Genomic DNA, 20,474 nt, shown 5'->3' with positions numbered 1-20,474 from the left:
CCCTTTGAGGGGCTGAGGTTTGTGGGGAGTCTCGTTATGCTTATCGATACGCATTGTCATCTGGATGCTCCCGAATTTGCTCAAGACCGAGAGCAGGTGATTGAGCGTGCCCGCGTGGCGGGTGTACGTTCGATTGTGGTGCCGTCCGTAGGTGTATTTGACTTTCAAGCTGCCCGTGAGACCGCGATGGCAGCACCCGGGGGCGTGTATGCGCTGGGGATTCACCCCCTGTTTACTCCTGAAGCGGGGGCAGTAGATCTGGAAGCCCTGGAGCAGGAAATCCAGCTGCGTCTGGACGACCCGCGTTTTGTCGCCTTGGGTGAAATCGGTCTGGATTACTTTGTGCCAGAGCTGAAAACCGAAGAGGCTAGTCGTCATCAGGAATGGCTGTATGAAGCTCAATTGGCCATGGCGCAACGCTATGGCTTGCCTGTACTCCTGCATGTGCGTCGCTCTCAAGACCGGGTACTGAAATATCTGCGGCAATTTCCGGGAGTAGGCGGGATAGCCCATGCTTTTAACGGTAGTGAGCAGCAGGCGCAGATGTTCGTACGCCAAGGCTGTGCGCTGGGTTTTGGTGGGGCCATGACCTTTGGCCGAGCCAAGCAGATTCGCCGTCTGGCGCAGGATATGAGTCTTGATGATATTGTGCTGGAAACCGATGCGCCGGATTTGGCGCCGTCCTGGTTGGTGGAGCCGGGGACTCCCTTGGCATCGGTTCGCAATGAGCCGGCTGAGGTGAAAGGAGTCGCGGAGAGTCTTGCAGAGCTGCGGGGGATGGACGTGGCTGATGTCATTCGCCAGACCGGGGCCACGGCACGACGAGTCTTGCCAAGGCTGGATGCGTTTTTGTCTAGCCAGGGGTATTAGGCTGGGGGCAGGCTTTTTGATGTTGCCAGAACTGCTTTTTCACTGGGCTTTCACTCCTGGTTTATCTGTCAGGTAAGAGGCGCGTTTTGCCTATCGGTACAAGCCGATATGAGCAAAGTGTCCTTGTTTCGACCCTTTGAGGCACGCCTGAACTCTACGCTATAGATTTGCGTGGAGATCACGATGGCAGGGCAGAGCCCATGACAGGGCGTGCGTGTTTAGCCGCTTTTGTGGCCGCAGCCACATTCACCCATTTCCTGAAGCCTTCGTATCTGGCCTTGCCTGTTTGGCCGTGGCTGGGTGCTGTGGTTGTGAGCATCTTGCTGGCGCAGCGTTTTTCTTTTGCTTATGTTCTGGTCTTTGCCTGCTTGGGAGCCAGCTACAGCATTTGGCATATACAGGGCCGGCTGGCTCAATCCGTCCCGGTCACTGACATCAATAAAGTCAGTCGGGTAGAGCTGGAAATCCAGTCCTTGGTACAGGCAGGGCCGAATTACAGACAGTTTCAGGCACGAGTCTTGAGCTCCCAGCCTCCCGGTTTGCCCGAGCAGATTCTGGTTCGCTGGAATGCGGCTCAAGGCCATCGCTCCCTGTACCGTGAGCCGTCTGTACAAAGCTTCCCCGAGCTGATGCCCGGTCAGCGCTGGCGCATGTCTTTATTGATGCGTCCACCTCAAGGAGCCCGTAACCCTCATGGCTTTGACGCAGAATGTCATGCCATGACTCAAGGCTGGCGGGCTGTGGGCAGTGTGCGGGGTCAGCCACAACGATTGGACTTTGATCCGGCGCAGTCCTGGCCCACATGGACGGAGCGTCTACGCCATCATTTGCGCAACGTCTTGATGCCCTACGTACAAGAACAACGCTGGGGCGGGGTGATGCTGGCTTTGTCTTTGGGAGATCAGGCCAGTATCGCCGCAGCGGATTGGCTGATCTTCAATCGCAGTGGCCTGACGCACCTGGTCTCCATCAGCGGCACGCACGTTACGTTCCTGGCCGTGTTGTTGGCTGCCTTAGTGTCCTGGTGTTGGCGACGTGTTCGTTGGGGGCGCTGGGTATTGGCCGAACAAGTTCCTGCTCAGGTTGCTGCGACCTGGGTAGGTATTGCCGGGGCGGGTGCTTACTGCGTCATCGCAGGCTGGGGTGTTCCTGCCCAGCGTACTTTTTTGATGTTGCTGGTGCTGGGTGTCTGCCGTATTCGGGGTTTATATTTGGGAGCCAGCCGGACTTTGCTGATTGCAGCTCTGTTTGTGGTTTTGCATGATCCATGGGCGGGGCTGACCACCGGCTTTTATCTATCTTTCGCCGCCGTTTCGGTCTTGTTCGCGTTTGGCGCTTTGATGGGGCAGGTGCCGCAGCCAGGCTCCTGGTGGCAGCGCTGGGGGCGGCGGATCTGGTTTGCGACTCAGTTGCAGGTGCTGATTACCTTGGCCTTGCTGCCCGCACTGGCCCCCTTGTTCCATGAAATATCCTTGGCTTCCTTGCCCGCGAATGCGTATGCCATCACCTTGATCGGCTCAGTTGTGACGCCTCTGGTGCTGCTCTTGTTGATTTTGGCGGCGCTACAGGCTCCGCCAAGCTGGTGCGAGTCTGTCGCCAATCTTGCTCATGCTGTATTGGATTTCACCATGCAGCCTACGATCTGGCTGGCGGAGCGCAGCCTTGCCAGTGTGCCAGTGCCTGCCCAGCACTGGGCTTGGACAGTTCTGGCTTTGCTGGGGGTACTGCTATTACTTTTGCCCAAAGGCTTTGTGTCCCGCTTGAGCGGCCTGTCTCTGTTGGTGCCCGCCTTGGCTTTGCGACCTTCTTTATTGCAGGAAGGGGACTGGGACTTGTTTGCCCTGGATATAGGCCAGGGCAGTGCGGTGGTGCTGCGTACTCGCAGTCAGGTGTTGCTGTTTGACGTGGGAAACCGCTACGGCCCTGATTCCGATGAAGGCAAACGCAGCATTGCGCCCTGGTTGAAAGCCAAGGGAATAGGGCAGATCGATACCTTGGTGTTGTCTCATGCCGATATGGACCATGTGGGCGGGACGCGCAGCGTATTGCAGGCGGTGCCGGTTAGCCGCTCCTATAGCAGCTTTGATCTGGACGCGCATCTGAATCGGGAGGAGCGTTTGCTGGCCGTGCCTGCTGGCTCCACTGTTCGCCCGGAGCAGGCCCTGCGCTGTGAGCAGGATGTGCACTGGGAGGTAGACGGCGTACGTTTCCGGTTCTGGTGGCCCCCTGCGGATGAAGCCAGACTCAAGGCCGCCTATGGCAGTGAGGAAGATAAGAATGCCATCAGCTGTGTGCTGGAAATTCGAGGTGCCCGACACAGCGCCTTGCTTTTGGGCGATGCCGGTGTGGCGCAGGAGCAAGCCATTGTGGCGGCGGGCTTGGGGCCTGTTGATGTCGTTGTAGTCGGGCATCACGGTTCCCGGACCTCCTCGGGGGCGCATTTTGTGAAACACATGCAAGCGGGGTTGGCGATTGCTCAACTAGGATGGTGGAATCGCTTTGGGCATCCACATGCGCAGGTGCAAACGCGTTGGGAACGCTCCGGCGCTTTATTCCTGCGTACCGATCATTGGGGCGCTTTGACTGTGGAGTCGCGTCCTTCGGCCCTGTATTACTTTGGCGAGCGTGATCGTCACGCCCGCTACTGGCAGTCCCCAGCACCGCCCTGACGGCAGGACAGAAACGGCATAGTAAAGCCCTCGGGCTGGGCTACAATAGTCCTTTATCTGTCAAATTCTGGTCTGAGCGTTCATGACAACTGATCTTCAGGAGCCGCGCCTTAATTGGGTTATGTGTGCCAGTGCCTCCGGTACGCACCGCATGGCGTACTGGGAGTGGGGCGATCCCGGTAACGATCAGGTTTTGATGTGCGTGCATGGTTTGACGCGTACTGGCCGGGATTTTGATCAACTGGCTCAGCGCCTGTCCAAACGTTACCGTGTGGTAGCCCCCGATATTGTCGGGCGTGGGCGCTCTGATTGGCTGATTGATCCAGCCGCTTACGCCATTCCTCAATATGTCGCTGATATGCTGGCATTGATTGCCCGATTGCAGCCGGCACGGCTGGATTGGGTGGGCACATCCATGGGCGGTTTGATTGCCTTGGGTTTGCAAGGCGCGCAAGCCATGTCAGCCTTGCTGCGTCCGGCTCGCCCCGGACCAGGACTGGGCGCCGAACCCTTGCAACTGCCCTTGGGGCGTGTCGTTCTGAACGATGTAGGCCCGGCGCTGGATATGACAGGGCTGCAACGCATTAGTGAATACGTCGGTCAGTCCGTGCTGTTTGATACCTTCGAACAGGCGGTGGAGTATGTACGTTCAGTCTCGGCTTCCTTCGGGGAGCATTCCGCTGAAGAATGGGCCGATATGTCCCGCCACGTCTTTGTGGAACATGAAGGCAAATGGCGTCGCCATTACGATTTGCGCTTGTCGCAAGCCTTTGCTCAGCAAGCGGATGTGGATTTGCAAGCGGCACAGGCTTTGTTGTGGGGCGCCTATGAGGGTTTGCCGGACAAGGTTCTGATCGTACGAGGCCAAGAGTCCGATCTCTTGAAGCCAGAAGCGGCCCAGGAAATGTTGCAACGCAATCCCAATTCGCAATTGGTGACTATTCCCAATGTGGGGCATGCGCCCATGCTGCGCAATGCCGAGCAAATCGACCATATCGACTACTTTCTTGCTGGATAGCCCCTTATGAGTGTTCAGGCCCGCTTGCCCGTTGATTTGCATTGCCATTCCATTTATTCAGATGGTGTGCTCAGCCCCGCGGAACTCGCCGCACGTGCGCATGCTAACGGTGTGAAACTGTGGGCCCTGACGGATCATGACGAAATCGGTGGCTTGAAACTGGCCCGGCAATACGCCGAGGATCTGGGCATACGCTTTGTGGACGGGGTAGAAATCTCCGTCACTTGGGCGAACAAGACTATCCACATTGTGGGCCTGGGCGTGGACCCGGACCATCCTGCCCTGCAGCAGGCGCTGCATGATGTGCGTGCTGGCCGCGAGCAGCGCGCTCGTCAAATGGGTGAACGCTTGGAAAAACTGGGCTTTCCCAATGCCTACGAAGGCGCAGTTCCATTTGCTGCCAATCCGGAACTGATCAGTCGCACGCACTTTGCGCGGTTTCTGGTGCAGCAAGGTTACTGCGTTGATATGAATGAGGCCTTTCGCCGCTACTTGGCGGATGGCAAGCCTGCTGCCGTGGAAACCGTCTGGGCCAGCCTGGAAGAAGCGGTGGGCTGGATACGTGAATCGGGCGGCAAGGCCATTATTGCCCACCCCGGACGTTACGAATTGGATGGCACCCGCAGCCATGCCTTGTACACCCAGTTTCTGGAACTGGGTGGCGTAGGTATTGAAGTGCTGACAGGCAGTCATACTCCGCAGGAATACAGCGTGTATACCCAGGTAGCACGCAGCTATGGTTTTGAAGTGTCCTGTGGTTCGGATTTTCATGGTCCCAGCGAAGGGCGTGTTGATTTAGGCGATTTGCCGCCTTTGCCCTCGGGATTGAAACCCGTTTGGCAGGAGTGGCTCTAGCAGGAGCCTTTTAAACGATGAATAAAGCCTTTGTGAAAGAGTCCGATCAGGACGATGACGACGATCTGGACGCCCCGGCCAGTGCGCTACCCAGTGGGACCAAGAATTACATGACGGTCCTGGGGTATCGCCGTTTGCGTGGCGAACTGAGCCATTTGATGAACAAGGAACGTCCCGAGGTGGTGCAGATCGTCTCCTGGGCGGCATCCAATGGTGATCGCTCCGAGAACGGCGATTATCTGTACGGTAAAAAACGCCTGCGAGAAATCGACCGCCGTATCCGTTTCCTGACCAAGCGTCTGGAAATTGCCGAAGTGGTCGATCCCGGCTTGCAGCCCAATCCCGATCAGGTGTTCTTTGGTGCAACCGTTGTTTATAGCGACAGCCAGGGTGAAGAGTTCACCATCACCATTGTGGGCGTGGACGAGGCCGAGCCTTTGCAGGGCCGTATCAGCTGGATTTCGCCGGTGGCCCGGGCCCTGATCAAGGCGCGTGAAGGCGACACCGTGGTGCTGCGCACCCCCGCCGGCAAGGAAGAGCTGGATATTCTGGAAGTGTCCTATCCCGAACCCGCACCAGCTCCTGATCTGGATGGAGACAGCCCGATTTGAACGCCGTACCGGGTCCGTATTGGAGATTACGGGGCGCCAATCGCTCCGGCCCCTCAAGACGTCTTGTCGAGCTTGCCCGGTTTGCTGTGTCTCCAGCCCCGCTTGCGGCCCCCTTGTTTGAACTGAATTTTCCCTTTTTGTGCACGCCATTTACCGATGTGACCTCTTGTGTCGCTTCCGGTTAAAATGGCGTGTTTTCTATTTCTCCCACCTTTTTTGCCCCTCCCGTATCGTGAGCCAAATCCTGTACTTTCCCGGTTCGTCCGTGCTCTCCGCATTTCGTCGTGAGCGTTTGCTAGAGCGTGTCGAGCAGCGTCAACTGCCTGTTGCCGACATTCTTGCCTTGCACGAATACTATGTCTGGACTGAAGAGTCCGGCCTGGATGCCAGTGCGCGTCAGCACCTCAGCGACCTGCTGGACGATGGTCTGCCTGCGCTGGACCCTCAGCCGCCTAAAGGCGCCTTGGTTCTGCGTGTCATTCCTCGTTTGGGGACCGTGTCACCCTGGGCCAGTAAAGCGACTGACATCGCCCATAACTGTGGCTTGCAAGCGGTACGTCGTATCGAGCGTGGCGTGCGTTACATCATCACCCCCAAGCGTGGCTTGCTGGGTGCCAAGGAACTGGATCAGGCTCAGCTGGAGCAACTGGCTGCCTTGCTGCACGACCGCATGACCGAAACCGTGGTTGGTTTGGAGTTTGACGGTCAGGCGCTGTTCACCCAACTGGAAGGCAAGCCCATCCAGACCGTGGATGTTCTGGGTGGTGGCGTGGCGACCTTGAAGCAGGCCAACGAGGAAATGGGTCTGGCGCTGTCCGAGGACGAAATTGAATACCTGATGGATGCCTTCACGCGTCTGGGTCGTAACCCGCACGATGTGGAATTGATGATGTTCGCGCAAGCCAATAGTGAACACTGTCGTCACAAGATTTTTAACGCACAGTGGGTAATCGACGGTCAAAACCAGGGCAAGACCTTGTTTGGCATGATTCGCGAAACCCACGCGGCTCAACCTGAAAATACCGTGGTGGCTTATGCGGATAACGCCGCCATCATGACGGGCGGCCCCGCTACTCTGTTCCACGCCGGTATTGATGATCAGGCCAACGAGCCTGTGTATCAGCGCCACGAAGCGCTGGTTCACACCTTGATGAAGGTGGAAACCCACAATCACCCCACGGCGATTGCTCCATTTCCCGGCGCATCGACAGGTGCCGGTGGCGAGATTCGTGACGAAGGTGCAACAGGCCGTGGTTCCAAGCCCAAGGCGGGCTTGACCGGCTTTACCGTGTCCAATCTGTGCTTCCCTGAGCAAATGGAGCCTTGGGAAAAAGACTCCCACGGTATTCCTGACCGTATCGCCAGCCCCCTGGACATCATGATTGAAGGCCCGATTGGTGGTGCCGCCTTCAATAACGAATTTGGTCGTCCTAATCTGCTGGGTTACTTCCGTACTTTTGAACAAACGGCTGGCGATCAGCGCTGGGGCTACCACAAGCCCATCATGATTGCCGGTGGTCTGGGTTCGATTGACGATCGCCTGACTCACAAAGATCCTCTGCCAGTGGGCGCCTTGCTGATTCAGCTGGGTGGTCCCGGCATGCGTATTGGTATGGGTGGCGGTGCTGCGTCCAGTATGGGCGTGGGCGCGAACCGCGCCGAATTGGACTTTGACTCCGTGCAGCGCGGCAATCCGGAGATGGAACGCCGTGCCCAGGAAGTGATCGACCGCTGCTGGCAGCAGGGCGAGAATAACCCCATTATTGCCATCCACGACGTGGGGGCGGGCGGTCTGTCCAACGCTTTCCCGGAACTGGTGAACGATGCCGAGCGTGGCGCTATTTTTGAACTGACTCGCGTTCCTCTGGAAGAGTCGGGTCTGTCGCCTGCTGAAATCTGGTCCAACGAATCCCAGGAGCGTTACGTCCTGGCCATTCTGCCCAAGGATCTGCCGCGTTTCGAGCGCATTGCTCAGCGCGAGCGCTGCCCCTTTGCCGTCGTGGGTGTGGCGACTGAAGAGCGCCAATTGCGCGTGACTTTCGGCGAAGGCCTGCCTGGCGTGGATGAAGTGCACACCCCCAAGAACATCGAGGAACGTCCTGTTGACGTGCCTATGGATGTGATTCTAGGTAAAGCCCCACGCATGGAACGCGACGTCAAGCGTCTGGACGGCGTGGCCGAACCGCTGGACCTGACCGTTATTCCTTTGACCGAAGCCATGCACCGGGTGCTGCGTCACCCCACTGTGGCCAACAAGACTTTCTTGATCAGCATTGGCGACCGCAGCGTGGGTGGCCTGTGCAGTCGCGATCAGATGGTTGGCCCTTGGCAAGTGCCTGTGGCTGACTGCGCCGTGACATTGGCTGATTTTGAAGGCGTGCGTGGCGAAGCCATGTCCATGGGCGAACGTAGCCCTAGCGCCATGATCGACGCTGCAGCCTCCGGCCGTATGGCTGTGGCTGAAGCCCTGACCAACCTGGTCGCCAGCGATGTGCGTGACCTGAAAGACGTCAAACTGTCCGCCAACTGGATGGCCGCTTGCGGCGTAGACGGCCAGGACGCCGCCTTGTTCGACACGGTTCAGGCTGTCAGCCAGTGGTGCCAGAGCCTGGGCCTGTCCATTCCGGTGGGCAAGGACTCCCTGTCCATGCGTACCAGCTGGGAGCAGGACGGTGAGTCCCGTCAGGTGATTTCGCCAGTTTCCCTGGTGGTGACCGCTTTTGCTCAAGTGGCCGATGTGCGCCGCACCTTGACCCCCCAACTGCAAACCAATGTGGGCGATACTGCTCTGGTTTTGATCGATCTGGGACAGGGCAAACAGCGTATGGGCGCTTCCGTATTGGCTCACGCCTTCAATCAGGTTGGCCAGTCCGTACCTGACATGCAGGACGCCGAAGCCATGCTGGCGTTTGTGAAGGTGATTCGCCAATTGGCCGACCAGGATCTGATCCTGGCCTACCACGACCGTTCCGACGGTGGCCTGGCCGCGACCGTGGCCGAGATGGCGTTTGCCGGTCACACAGGCGTGTCCGTGAATCTGGACATGCTGACCATCGACCCTCATGCTGCCGATTGGGGCGATTACAAGATTCGTGCCGAACAGGTTTCCGTGCAGCGTGATGAAATCACCTTGCGCGCCTTGTTCAACGAAGAGGCTGGTGCTGTTATCCAGGTGCCATTGGCCCAGCGTGATCAGGTTATGCAAATTCTGCGTGAAGCCGGTTTGTCGGCTCACTCCCACGTGATTGGTAGCCTGAACAAGACTGATCAGGTCGAGTTCTACCGCGATGGCGCTTGCATTTACCAGGCCCCTCGTGTGGAACTGGCGCAACAGTGGAGCGAAGTTAGCCGCCGCATCATGGAGCGCCGCGATAACCCCGCTTGCGCGCAGGCCGAATTCGATCGCTGGGAAGACGTACAAGATCCAGGCATCTCGCCGCGCGTCATGTTCAACCCGCAGGAAGATATTGCTGCTCCCTTCATCGCTACCGGCAAGCGCCCACGCGTTGCCATCTTGCGCGAACAGGGGTGCAACAGTCAGGTGGAAATGGCCTGGGCCTTTGATACTGCTGGTTTCGAAGCCGTTGACGTACACATGACCGACCTGCTGTCGGGCCGCGCATCGCTGGAAGGCATGCAGGGCATGGTGGCTGTGGGTGGTTTCAGCTATGGCGACGTTCTGGGCGCCGGTGAAGGCTGGGCCAAGACCATTCGTTTCAACAACCAGTTGTCGGATCAGTTTGCTGCTTTCTTCGGTCGCAGCGATACCTTCGGTCTGGGTATTTGTAATGGTTGCCAGATGATGGCCGCTTTGGCTCCCATGATTCCAGGTGCAGAATTCTGGCCACGCTTTACCCGTAACCAGTCGGAAAAATACGAAGCTCGTTTCTCCAGTGTGGAAATTGCCTCTTCGCCATCCTTGTTCTTCAAGGGTATGGAAGGGACCCGTCTGCCAGTAGCCGTGGCTCACGGTGAAGGCTTTGCCAACTTCCAGCGTCAAGGCGATGCGTCCAAGGTCGCCGCTGCGGTTCACTTTGTGGATCATCGCGGTCAGCGCACCGAACAGTACCCGCTGAACCCCAACGGCAGCCCTTACGGTTTGACCGGCGTAACCACGGCAGATGGCCGCTTTACCATCATGATGCCTCACCCGGAACGCGTGACGCGCAACGTCATGATGTCCTGGACTCCAGAGCAGTGGGGCGCCGCCGATCAGGGTGCTGATCAGATGGCAAATGGTGGATTTACTCCCTGGATGCGGATGTTTCGCAACGCTCGGGTCTGGATTGCGTAATTGCTTACGCGTATAATCGATTTTTGGACGGAGTTATAAAAGCATGCGTCTCATCAAGAAAGCACTGACCTTCGACGATGTGTTGTTGGTTCCCGCTTACTCCGAGGTTCTGCCTCGCGATACATCCTTGCTCACCCGCTTTACGCGGGACATCACCCTGAATATCCCGCTGGTTTCGGCTGCCATGGACACGGTAACCGAAGCGCGTCTGGCTATTGCCATGGCACAGGAAGGCGGTATCGGGATCATCCACAAGAACCTGACGGCGGATGCTCAAGCACGTGAAGTTGCACGTGTGAAGCGTCACGAGTTCGGTATCGTGATTGACCCGGTTACTGTTACGCCCACCATGAAGGTGCGCGATGCCATCAACCTGCAGCGTCAGCACGGTATTTCCGGTTTGCCTGTGGTTGAGGCCGGCAAACTGGTGGGTATTGTTACCAACCGCGATCTGCGCTTTGAAGACCGCCTGGATCTGCCTTTGCGTGATGTCATGACGCCTCAAGAGCGTTTGATCACCATGCACGAAGGCGCCACGCTGGACGAAGCTCAGGCCCTGATGCACCGCCACCGTCTGGAGCGCGTGCTGATCGTTAACGATCAGTTCCAGCTGCGTGGTCTGGCAACGGTTAAGGATATTGTCAAAAACACCGAGCACCCTCTGGCCAGCAAAGACAGCCACGGTCAATTGCGCGTTGGCGCTGCGGTCGGTGTGGGTGATGGTACTGAAGAACGTGTCGAGAAACTGGCCGCAGCCGGTGTGGACGTGGTGGTGGTGGACACTGCCCACGGTCACTCCCGTGGTGTTATCGAGCGCGTTCGCTGGGTCAAGAAGAATTTTCCTCGCATTCAGGTTATTGGTGGCAACATTGCTACCGCTGATGCCGCTCGCGCTCTGGTCGAGGCCGGTGCAGATTGTGTCAAGGTCGGTATTGGCCCTGGCTCTATTTGTACGACTCGTATCGTAGCCGGTGTGGGTGTACCTCAAATTACGGCTATTGCTGACGTTGCCAAGGCTTTGGAAGGTACGGGCGTACCTCTGATCGCTGACGGTGGTATCCGCTTCTCCGGCGATGTGTCCAAGGCTTTGGCTGCTGGCGCTTCCGCTTGCATGATGGGCGGTATGTTTGCTGGTACTGAAGAGTCTCCGGGTGAAGTGGTGCTGTTCCAGGGCCGTTCGTACAAGTCCTACCGCGGTATGGGTAGCTTGGGCGCCATGGTGGATGGTTCAGCTGATCGCTACTTCCAGGATCCTTCGAACAACGCTGACAAGCTGGTTCCAGAAGGTATTGAAGGCCGCGTGCCTTACAAGGGCAGTGTGATTGCCATTATTTACCAACTGGTTGGCGGCATCCGTGCTTCCATGGGCTACTGCGGTTGCAAATCCATCGAGGAATTGCACGCCAAGGCCGAGTTCGTGGAAATTACGGCTGCTGGTGTACGTGAGTCCCACGTGCATGATGTGCAGATCACCAAGGAAGCGCCTAACTACCGCGCTGACTGATCTTAGACAGTCTCTTGCATGCCAGAAACCGCCAGCCTTTGGGTTGGCGGTTTTTTTTGAGGTTTCCGCCTTTGTGTTGTGGGGTAGGGGGGGGCTCAGAATAGACGCCTCTTGCGGCCTGAGTGGGGGCGTGGGGCGGACCGCTTGCCGGTGCTGCGCACCGGTGCCCTTGGCGGTGTCGAGATACGGGCGCACTCTGAACTCACCCGGTGATTGGTCCCCCGGACCAATCACAAGCGTCGGGTTCAAACAGCAGAGTGCTTGCATCCCGTATCCCGACACCGCCCGCGGCAAGCAGTCTGACTCGCCCCACGCCCCCACCCAGGCCGCAAGAGGCTCAGATCGAGCAATATATAGCCCTGCCTGTACCTTGCACTTAGGATTTTTGTGGGTGTGTTGGCTGTTTGGTCAGGGCTCTACACAATCACTACCGTCACCGTCACCGTCACCGTCACCGTCACCGTCAAGATCACAGCAACAGCAATAGCAGTAACTACTGCTATCTCAGCCTTTGCTATTTCCACCTTGGCTGGTGCCGTGTAGCCCTTATTTCATTCAGGGAGCGACTCTTTATGAGGTGGGAGGGATGGGAATGCAGAGAACTCTAAATAATAAAAAGTGCCCCGTTTATGACGGGACGCCTTGCTTTGGATACTGCGGGGTGCGCTTACCCTAAGAGTGCTATTCAGCTATTCAGCTATTCAGCTATTCAGCTATTCAGCTATTCAGCTATTCAGCTATTCAGCTATTCAGCCATTCAGCCATTCAGCTATTCAGTTCATTAGTTCGCCACTCGTTAGCTCACAAATTAGTGGCGGATAGCTGGAAAATCAGTTCATAGCAGGAGTTGGGTATAAAACTCCCATATTTCTTATTTGGCAGGGGCTGCTTTGGTTTTGAACAGCCATTGTTGAGGCGGCCATTGAGCCAAAATCACCCCTGCCAGAGTCAGCAATCCACCGCTCACATGGTGTGCGCCCAGTTGTTCGCCCAGCAATGGGATGGCCAGCATGGCGGTCATGAAGGGCAGGATATTCAGGAACAGGCTGCATCGGGCCGGGCCCAAGCGTGTGATGCCTTGGGTCCAGCAGTAGGGCAGCAGGACGGAGGCCAGGATGCCTGCGTACAGGATCAGGGGGACTGTTTGCTCATTCAATTGAGTTTGTTCAGCCGGTAGCCAGAAGAAGACCGGCAGCAGGGTGATCAAGGCTCCCCAGGCTTGAAGATAGGTCGATTGCCAGGCTGGCACAGTGATATGCCATTTCTTCAAAAAAACACTGTAAAAGGCGTAGCTCAATGCCGCTGTCAGCATCAGCAAGTCGCCAGAGCGGACTCCTTGGCTTAGCAGTTGCATGGGATGGCCGCCGCTAATCAACCAGACTGTTCCAAACAAGGCCAGCAGGGCGCCGGGCAGCATGCCGCGAGGGCCAGAGCCTGCCAGCAGCAGACGGGTGGTCAACAGGGTCAGTAGGGGTGTCAGTGCGGTAATCACGGCCATATTGGTGGCACTGGTGCTGGCTGCTGCCCAATAAGACAGGCATTGATAAAACGCCATGCTCAGAAATCCCAGAAACAGCAGTTTGGGTAGTTGAGGACGGATCGAGTGCCAGTGTCGCCAGACAGGGCGAGCGGCAAACAGGCTCATGATGGCCAGCGCCAGCACGACTCGATAAAAACTCATGGCAGGTGCGGCGATCAGGCCGTGCGCCATTTTGGAAACAATGACATTGCCGGACCACAACAGCATGGTCACCAGCGGATAAGCATAGTTGCGCATTGGAAGCATCCATCAATAAGGAAGACGTATGCTCGCTGTAGACCGACTTGCCTGTCTTTCGCTAAACTGACTTGAATTAGCGCAAATGGGACAGCTTGTGCTTGATCCTCTTATTCATATTCCGGTTGAGCTGGCCAAGCTGCCTATTAGTGGTTTGGCGGCAGACTATCCGGACGGCCATCTTATTCACGAACATCAGCATGTACGTGCGCAGTTCTTGTACGCCGTGCAAGGGGTGATGGTGATTGATGCCCAGGAAGGGCGCTGGGTGGTTCCTCCTAGCCGTGGCGTTTGGCTGCAACCGGGTCGTCCTCATACGGTTCGCATGCGCGGGCAGGTCAAAATGCGCACGATCTTTGTGGATGAGGATGCTGCTCCGGGCTTGCCGGCGCGTAACTGCGTGCTGGATGTCAGCCCCTTGCTACGGGAGCTGATTCTGGAGGCCAGCCGAATTCCTTTGGTGTATGCGCAAGACAGTCGCGATGGCCGCTTGATGCGTTTATTGCTGGATGAACTGCGCGAGTTGCCTGTATTGCCGTTTCATCTGCCCTGGCCCGAAGAGCCGCGCTTGCTACTGGTATGTCGACATCTGGAGGCTAGCCCCGATGATGATAGAGATGCAGATGCCTGGGCCAGGCAACTGGCCATGAGCGTCAAAACTTTCCACCGCCTGTTTCGTCGCCATACCGGCATCAGCTTTGGGCAATGGCGTCAATTCGCTCGATTGTTGGGGTCTTTGGAGGGCTTGGCAGCTGGTGAGCCTGTTGTGCAAGTGGCTTTGCAGCACGGTTACGCCAGCCAAAGCGCATATGCCGCCGTTTTCCGGCGGTATTTTGGGGTTACTCCCAGAGAGTTTTATCGCTCTAAAGACAGTGCGGGCGACGCAGTTTAGTCCGCTAGCTCCAGTAAAAGCCGGGCCAGCATGTCGGGGTGTGTCATCAACGCGCAGTGCCCACTTTCCAACTCTCGGAATTCCCAGTCTTTCTGCTGACGGGCCCATTCGCGCGAGGTATCCACCCCTCTGAACGTAGGCTGTGTGCAGGAGATATAGGAGCAAGGGCGGCCATTGCCGATGACGGGGTTCTGTAAGCGCAGGGAAGAGCGGTAGACGCTAAGCGGCTGTGGTGTCAGGCGGTTACCGACAAAGTGCAGATCTTCTGTGGCATGCAGGCCCAAGGCGCTTAGTGGAGGAGGGGGGACGGCAGGAATGGCGCTTTTCCCGGCAGAGGCCACCATGCTGTCGACAATCTTTTCTGGCAGGGTGTCGAAGGTGCTGGTGCCGCTGGGCAGGATAAAGGCGTCCAGGTAAATCAGTTGTTGAATGCAGCGTGGCATGACGTCGGCGACGCCGCTAATGACCAGTCCTCCAAAGCTGTGGCCCACCAGAACCACGTTGGAGAGTTCCTCCCAACGTATCAAATTAGCGACATCATCTACAAAGGTGTTTAGGGTAATGTCCGCGCTGAGCAAGTGGCTGCGTTCGCCCAGTCCTGTCAGCGTGGGGGTATAGACTTTATGCCCTTTGGCCTGCAGCCGGGCTGCCAGGCGCGACCAGCACCAGCCACCGTGCCATGCACCGTGAACCAGCACAAACGTCAGGCTGTCGGAGACTTCGTCCGTATCTTCCTGACATTCATAGACAAAGCTGTGCGAGCGGGCACCGGAGGGGCCGGGAGCAGGGATATAGCTGCCGCCGCCTTGTTGTTGTGTGGCCTGTGCAGGTCGGGATTCCTGGTGTTCATTAAGTTCGCTCGGACGAGGGGTACGACTCGAAGACATGCTGAAACTCCCAAAATGGCTGCATGTACTGTAGCTGCCTTGCCGCATGAATGCCAGTGATGCAAGACAATTTCGGCCTGGAGTATTTCTGCGACTCCCTAAGCGGCGCTACACAGCGTAAAATAGATCCTTTACCGCTTTATTATTGGCTCGATACTTTCATGCACCAGCGAATTCTGATTCTTGATTACGGCTCCCAGGTCACCCAGCTTATTGCGCGTCGCGTACGCGAAGCCGGTGCGTACTGTGAAATTCACCCCGGTGATGTCAGCGATGAATTCATCCGTTCCCAAGAAGGCCTGAAAGGGATCATTCTGTCTGGCAGCCACGCCTCGGTCTACGCCGAAGACGCTCTGCAAGTTCCTGCCGCCGCGTTTGAAGCCGGCGTACCCGTTCTGGGCATTTGCTACGGCATGCAAGCCATGGCCCGCCAACTGGGCGGCGTTACCGAAGGTTCGGACAAGCGTGAATTCGGTTACGCCGAAGTCCGCGCCCACGGCCACACCAAGCTGCTGGACGGTATTCAGGATTTCGCTACGGCAGAAGGCCACGGCATGCTCAAAGTCTGGATGAGCCACGGCGACAAAGTTACCGCCTTGCCTCCCGGCTTCAAGCTGATGGCTTCCACGCCTACATGCCCCATCGCCGGTATGGCCGATGAAGATCGCGGCTTCTACGCGGTTCAGTTCCACCCCGAAGTCACCCACACTGTCCAAGGCGCTGCTTTGTTCGAGCGCTTTGTACGCGACATCTGCGGCTGCGTGGGTGATTGGAACATGCCTGACTACGTGCAAGAGGCTATCGCCAATATCCGCGAACAAGTCGGCGACGAAGAAGTTATTCTGGCTCTGTCCGGTGGTGTGGATTCCTCGGTTGCTGCCGCTCTGATCCACCAGGCTATCGGCGACAAGCTGACCTGCGTATTCGTGGACCACGGCCTGCTGCGTCTGAATGAAGCCCAGCAAGTCATGAGCACCTTCGCCGACAATATGGGTTTGAAGATCATCCATATCGACGCTTCCGACCGCTTCCTGGGCAAACTGGCCGGTGTTACCGATCCAGAAGCCAAGCGCAAGATCATTGGCCGTGAATTCGTGGAAATCTTCCAGGAAGAAGCCGCCAAACTCAGCAACGCCCGCTGGTTGGCCCAAGGCACAATCTACCCGGACGTAATCGAGTCCGCCGCCGCTAAATCCGGTAAAGCCACTGGCATCAAATCCCACCACAACGTGGGCGGCCTGCCAGATACGCTGAACCTGAAACTGCTGGAACCCCTGCGCGAGCTGTTCAAGGACGAAGTGCGCAAACTAGGCGTAGCCCTGGGCCTGCCGCCAGCAATGGTCTACCGTCACCCCTTCCCAGGCCCAGGCTTGGGTGTCCGTATTCTGGGTGAAATCAAGCGCGAATACGCAGATCTGCTGCGTCAAGCCGATGCCATCTTCATCGAAGAGCTGCGCAACACGGTTGACGAAGAAACCGGCAAGAACTGGTACGACCTGACTTCCCAGGCCTTCACCGTCTTCTTGCCAGTGAAAAGCGTAGGCGTAATGGGCGATGCTCGTACCTATGAGTACGTTGTTGCCATGCGTGCCGTGCAGACCACCGACTTCATGACAGCTGACTGGGCTGAACTGCCATACTCGCTGCTCAAGCGTACCTCTGGCCGCATCATCAACGAAGTGCGCGGCATTAACCGTGTGACGTACGATGTAAGCAGCAAGCCGCCAGCGACGATTGAGTGGGAATGATCCCGCGTCTGGCACGTTCAGGCATCTGAAGGCATAAAAAGCCGCTAAGCCCGCGTAATTGCGGGCTTTTTTGTATTTGCGTCTGGCATGGTCTGGCAACAAGAGGAAGCGCCAAGCACCGTTTGAGCATGGCATTAAAGCTGGTACTATCGGTTGACGATGCCATGACGGAAGCCGATACCATGCTGCCTTTTTTGTTCATTGCATGGTATCTGATTTAATTAAGATGTTGTTTTTATTGGAAAAATAAGCTGATTTTGTGATGTTTTTCAGCATGGTATCGGAGACGAGAGAAGGACAGGGTGAATGCTGACTGATACCAAGCTGCGAAATCTCAAGCCCAGGGACAAGCTCTACAAGGTGAATGACCGGGAAGGTCTTTATGTGGCCGTTACTCCAGCCGGCTCCATCTCGTTCCGTTACAACTACTCAATCAACGGACGCCAGGAGACCATCACCTTTGGTCGCTATGGCGTCGGTGGCATCACCTTGGCTGAAGCCCGTGAGCAGTTGAATGACGCCAAGAAAATGGTTGCGGCTGGTAAGTCGCCGGCCAAGGAGAAGGCCCGCGACAAGGCGCGGGTCAAGGATGCAGAGACGTTCGGTGCCTGGGCGGAAAAGTGGCTGCGCGGCTACCAGATGGCCGACTCCACCCGCGATATGCGCCGTTCGGTCTATGAGCGCGAGCTGAAGCCGAAATTCAGCAATCAGAAGCTGGTGGAGATTACTCATGAGGACTTGCGAGCGCTGACCGATGTCATCGTCGAGCGAGGCGCACCGGCCACCGCCGTTCATGTGCGTGAAATCGTTATGCAAGTGTTTCGCTGGGCAACCGAGCGTGGGCAGAAGGTCGAAAACCCTGCGGAGCTGGTGCGGCCAACCAGCATCGCCCGATTCGAACCACGCGACCGAGCGTTGACGCCAGAGGAAATCGGGCTGATGTACCAGTACATGGAGCGGGTGGGTACAAGCCCAACAAATCGTGCGGCGGCCAAGCTGCTTTTGCTGACCATGGTGCGCAAAAGTGAGCTGACCAATGCGACCTGGAGCGAGATCAATTTCAGTGAAGCGCTGTGGACGATTCCAAAGGAGAGGATGAAGCGCCGTAACCCGCACCTGGTATTCCTGTCCCAGCAGGCTCTGGATATTTTCATTGCCCTGAGAACCTTTGCCGGTGGTTCCGACTTCGTTTTGCCATCACGGTACGACTCGGATGCGCCGATGAGCGCTGCCACACTCAACCAGGTGCTGACCCTGACTTACAAAGCGGCGCAGAAAGACGGGAAGTCGCTGGCCAAGTTCGGGCCGCATGACTTACGGCGCACGGCCAGCACGCTTTTGCATGAGGCTGGCTACAACACCGACTGGATCGAGAAGTGCCTGGCGCACGAGCAAAAGGGGGTGAGGGCCGTCTATAACAAGGCTGAATACCGTGAGCAGCGGGCGGCGATGTTGCAGGATTGGGCGGATATGATTGACGAATGGACTGCTGGGAGTCGCTGATTTTTCTAGATTCTCATTGTTCAAGTGATTGAGTTTCGATAGATCAGCATGCTTTGCAGCCAAGATGAGACACACCTGGAAGTTCTGAAATTTCACGACGCTGCCAACCACCTAATGGTGGCGACCGCTTACGACCTATTGCTGCCGTCCCAACACCAAATGAATGTAATCTCTTCCAATAATTGAAAGGACGAAATAAACCGAGCCATGACAGCTTCTTCCCAAATTGACACCACCGGCTTGCTGACCATATTGGGCGTAATTGCTGCAGTTTGGGCACTGATTTCCCCTGCCAGTAGGCTTCGGCTCCGTTTTTGCATGGCATGGTGGGATTGGGTGATCGGCGGCATCGTCTTTCTCCTAATCCACTACTTGGTATTTGCTCCAGTCCTGGAAAGACTCGGACTCTACTACAGCATGGGGCCGTGGAAATGGGGGTTCGATAGTTCGAGCGCGGTTTATCTACTTCTTCTCACCGTCGTCTTCTACTTTTTCTGGCGGACGAGATTTCCCATGCTGGTCCGGGGAAGAGTTCGCGTCTTTCGCGAATTGATTGAGAACCTGCATCTCACCAAACGCTATGACGAACTGGTGCTGCTGGTCGAACCGCAGTTGCCGAAGCTAATTCTCCTGACCAAGCAGCAATCACTAATTGCTGAGTGGGTCGATCGTCTCGACCCTCGCAACATCAACATGGCTGCGCTCCTGCGCGGGGAAGCACCCCGAGCAAGGCCGGCGTGGCGGCAGCGCTGGAGTAACGCGCTGCAATCTTTGAAGTCCTGGAGCGTGGCGCGTGACGAAGCCAGCACGCAGGCGCGTGAAGTTCTCTTGAACCTGGTCACATCTCCTGAGCTTACCGCCCATCTGGCAGTGACCCACCCACACTTCTGCCTCAAGCTCCTTGAAGCTGACGAGGTTATACGCTCTGACTTCATTGAAAACTTCATGGATGCTTTGTTCGACGCGCCGGGTAGCCGTCTTTATGTGGAGCTGAAGAACAATCAGAATCTGAATGGTGGGAGTCGCTTGTACCTGCCGCAGAACAATCGACTGCTTCATTTTTTTTTCTCCGACGCTGCTGAGGCGATGAAGAATGGTCTTGATAGGGCCATTGGCGAAGCTGTATGTCGGCGTCTGGATGAAGACCGCAAGTTGGCCGAGAAGCTCAACGAATCATTGGGGTCCTACTACGACGGGGGGAGATTTCGCTGCCCGATTAATTCTGGAATAACACTCTTTGAGATTATGGTCCACGAGGGTATCCATCAGGGCCTTCAAGATCATATGTGGCTGCACTATTTCAGGCACTTCGCGAAAAAGATTCTCAAGCAGATGCTGATGCCGCCTGGCGAAGAAGCCTGTCAAGAGTGGCCGACACCATTTCACTACCTTCTCTACCGCTTGGTCAGTGTCGCCACTGATTGGGCTGAACAATGTGCGCGCATTGATGACGCAGAGATTCCAGAGGCCACGCGCAGCGCCAATGGCTTTGACCGGCACTTCATTTCCATAGAAGCCACCAAGGCGCTGGGTTCAATGTTGCAAGACATTATTCCCAGTGAAAAGATCACAGCATCGTTCAAGACCTATCTACTCGAAGTTGCCATTCGCAGCCACAACAGGCTGCAGGGCAATCATGGACTGTTTGACGTCGCATCCTCGTTCAGGATCGCCGTGATCAAGGGCACAGACCTTCCGACGGAGGCCTCATACCGGGTTGAGCTTCGGAATGTGTTCAACCGTATAGATCACAGGATAAGAAACGAAGCAGCGCAGTTTGAGGAAGTCCTTGATGAGGCTGAAGCTTTGTCTCCATGAGTGGTCTTGGTTACGTGGCTCCTATGGC

Annotated in this window: 13 protein-coding genes; 11 read left to right on the top strand and 2 right to left on the bottom strand. The window is 56.7% G+C overall.

The genetic code is table 11. The features are described from left to right. Window positions 1-36 precede the first annotated feature (36 nt). From N879_RS03880 to guaB, 7 genes are all read left to right on the top strand, one after another. Window positions 37-870, top strand: a complete 834-nt coding sequence (locus tag N879_RS03880; RefSeq protein ID WP_009457987.1) for a TatD family hydrolase — start codon at window positions 37-39, stop codon at window positions 868-870. Between the two features lie 200 nt (window positions 871-1,070). After that, a complete protein-coding gene (locus N879_RS03875; RefSeq protein WP_009457985.1) occupies window positions 1,071-3,539 on the top strand; it encodes a DNA internalization-related competence protein ComEC/Rec2 in 2,469 nt (822 codons plus the stop codon). Between the two features lie 121 nt (window positions 3,540-3,660). Then, entirely contained in the window at window positions 3,661-4,557 is an 897-nt protein-coding gene (locus N879_RS03870) for an alpha/beta fold hydrolase (RefSeq protein ID WP_009457983.1), read from the top strand. A 6-nt stretch (window positions 4,558-4,563) separates the two neighbouring features. After that, a complete protein-coding gene (locus N879_RS03865; protein WP_009457981.1) occupies window positions 4,564-5,412 on the top strand; it encodes a 3',5'-nucleoside bisphosphate phosphatase in 849 nt (282 codons plus the stop codon). 17 nt (window positions 5,413-5,429) lie between these two features. After that, window positions 5,430-6,023, top strand: coding sequence for a transcription elongation factor GreB (gene greB / locus N879_RS03860; protein WP_009457980.1), 594 nt, complete (start codon window positions 5,430-5,432; stop codon window positions 6,021-6,023). A gap of 232 nt (window positions 6,024-6,255) precedes the next feature. Then, the gene (gene purL, locus N879_RS03855; protein ID WP_022983177.1) at window positions 6,256-10,317 is read left to right on the top strand and encodes a phosphoribosylformylglycinamidine synthase; all 4,062 of its coding nucleotides are present in this window, start codon (window positions 6,256-6,258) and stop codon (window positions 10,315-10,317) included. Between the two features lie 43 nt (window positions 10,318-10,360). Next, window positions 10,361-11,821, top strand: a complete 1,461-nt coding sequence (gene guaB, locus N879_RS03850; protein ID WP_009457979.1) for an IMP dehydrogenase — start codon at window positions 10,361-10,363, stop codon at window positions 11,819-11,821. An 871-nt stretch (window positions 11,822-12,692) separates the two neighbouring features. Here guaB and N879_RS03845 read toward each other — a convergent pair. After that, on the bottom strand, window positions 12,693-13,598 hold the full coding sequence (locus tag N879_RS03845; RefSeq protein ID WP_009457978.1) for a DMT family transporter: 906 nt from the start codon (window positions 13,596-13,598) through the stop codon (window positions 12,693-12,695). Between the two features lie 85 nt (window positions 13,599-13,683). Here N879_RS03845 and N879_RS03840 point away from each other — a divergent pair, with 85 nt between their 5' ends. Continuing rightward, the gene (locus N879_RS03840) at window positions 13,684-14,490 is read left to right on the top strand and encodes an AraC family transcriptional regulator (protein ID WP_009457977.1); all 807 of its coding nucleotides are present in this window, start codon (window positions 13,684-13,686) and stop codon (window positions 14,488-14,490) included. Here N879_RS03840 and N879_RS03835 read toward each other — a convergent pair. Then, the gene (locus N879_RS03835) at window positions 14,487-15,377 is read right to left on the bottom strand and encodes an alpha/beta fold hydrolase (protein WP_021446704.1); all 891 of its coding nucleotides are present in this window, start codon (window positions 15,375-15,377) and stop codon (window positions 14,487-14,489) included. The two genes, N879_RS03840 and N879_RS03835, sit on opposite strands and share 4 nt — an antisense overlap. 161 nt (window positions 15,378-15,538) lie before the next feature. Here N879_RS03835 and guaA point away from each other — a divergent pair, with 161 nt between their 5' ends. From guaA to N879_RS03820, 3 genes are all read left to right on the top strand, one after another. Further along, window positions 15,539-17,125, top strand: a complete 1,587-nt coding sequence (gene guaA / locus N879_RS03830) for a glutamine-hydrolyzing GMP synthase (protein ID WP_009457973.1) — start codon at window positions 15,539-15,541, stop codon at window positions 17,123-17,125. Between the two features lie 306 nt (window positions 17,126-17,431). Then, complete coding sequence (locus N879_RS03825) at window positions 17,432-18,628, top strand: tyrosine-type recombinase/integrase (RefSeq protein ID WP_009454705.1); 1,197 nt, start codon at window positions 17,432-17,434, stop codon at window positions 18,626-18,628. Between the two features lie 207 nt (window positions 18,629-18,835). Beyond that, window positions 18,836-20,446 carry a hypothetical protein gene (locus tag N879_RS03820; RefSeq protein ID WP_021446701.1) on the top strand — a complete coding sequence of 537 codons (1,611 nt, stop codon included), beginning with the start codon at window positions 18,836-18,838 and terminating at the stop codon, window positions 20,444-20,446. Window positions 20,447-20,474: the final 28 nt, after the last annotated feature.

The organism is Alcaligenes sp. EGD-AK7 (genome assembly GCF_000465875.3).
GTDB classification, from domain to species: domain Bacteria; phylum Pseudomonadota; class Gammaproteobacteria; order Burkholderiales; family Burkholderiaceae_B; genus Alcaligenes; species Alcaligenes phenolicus.
Note: the sequence above shows the minus strand (reverse complement) of the source record. Positions and strands in the feature narration are given on the sequence as shown.

What these genes read in the sequence shown, in the direction of transcription:
- guaA (WP_009457973.1), top strand. Translation starts at nt 15,539, where the DNA reads ATGCACCAGCGAATTCTGATTCTTGATTACGGCTCCCAGGTCACCCAG.
- N879_RS03865 (WP_009457981.1), top strand. Translation starts at nt 4,564, where the DNA reads ATGAGTGTTCAGGCCCGCTTGCCCGTTGATTTGCATTGCCATTCCATT.
- N879_RS03840 (WP_009457977.1), top strand. Translation starts at nt 13,684, where the DNA reads ATGGGACAGCTTGTGCTTGATCCTCTTATTCATATTCCGGTTGAGCTG.
- N879_RS03835 (WP_021446704.1), bottom strand. Translation starts at nt 15,377, where the DNA reads ATGTCTTCGAGTCGTACCCCTCGTCCGAGCGAACTTAATGAACACCAG.
- guaB (WP_009457979.1), top strand. Translation starts at nt 10,361, where the DNA reads ATGCGTCTCATCAAGAAAGCACTGACCTTCGACGATGTGTTGTTGGTT.
- N879_RS03870 (WP_009457983.1), top strand. Translation starts at nt 3,661, where the DNA reads ATGTGTGCCAGTGCCTCCGGTACGCACCGCATGGCGTACTGGGAGTGG.
- N879_RS03880 (WP_009457987.1), top strand. Translation starts at nt 37, where the DNA reads ATGCTTATCGATACGCATTGTCATCTGGATGCTCCCGAATTTGCTCAA.
- greB (WP_009457980.1), top strand. Translation starts at nt 5,430, where the DNA reads ATGAATAAAGCCTTTGTGAAAGAGTCCGATCAGGACGATGACGACGAT.
- N879_RS03845 (WP_009457978.1), bottom strand. Translation starts at nt 13,598, where the DNA reads ATGCGCAACTATGCTTATCCGCTGGTGACCATGCTGTTGTGGTCCGGC.
- N879_RS03875 (WP_009457985.1), top strand. Translation starts at nt 1,071, where the DNA reads ATGACAGGGCGTGCGTGTTTAGCCGCTTTTGTGGCCGCAGCCACATTC.
- N879_RS03820 (WP_021446701.1), top strand. Translation starts at nt 18,836, where the DNA reads ATGACAGCTTCTTCCCAAATTGACACCACCGGCTTGCTGACCATATTG.
- N879_RS03825 (WP_009454705.1), top strand. Translation starts at nt 17,432, where the DNA reads ATGCTGACTGATACCAAGCTGCGAAATCTCAAGCCCAGGGACAAGCTC.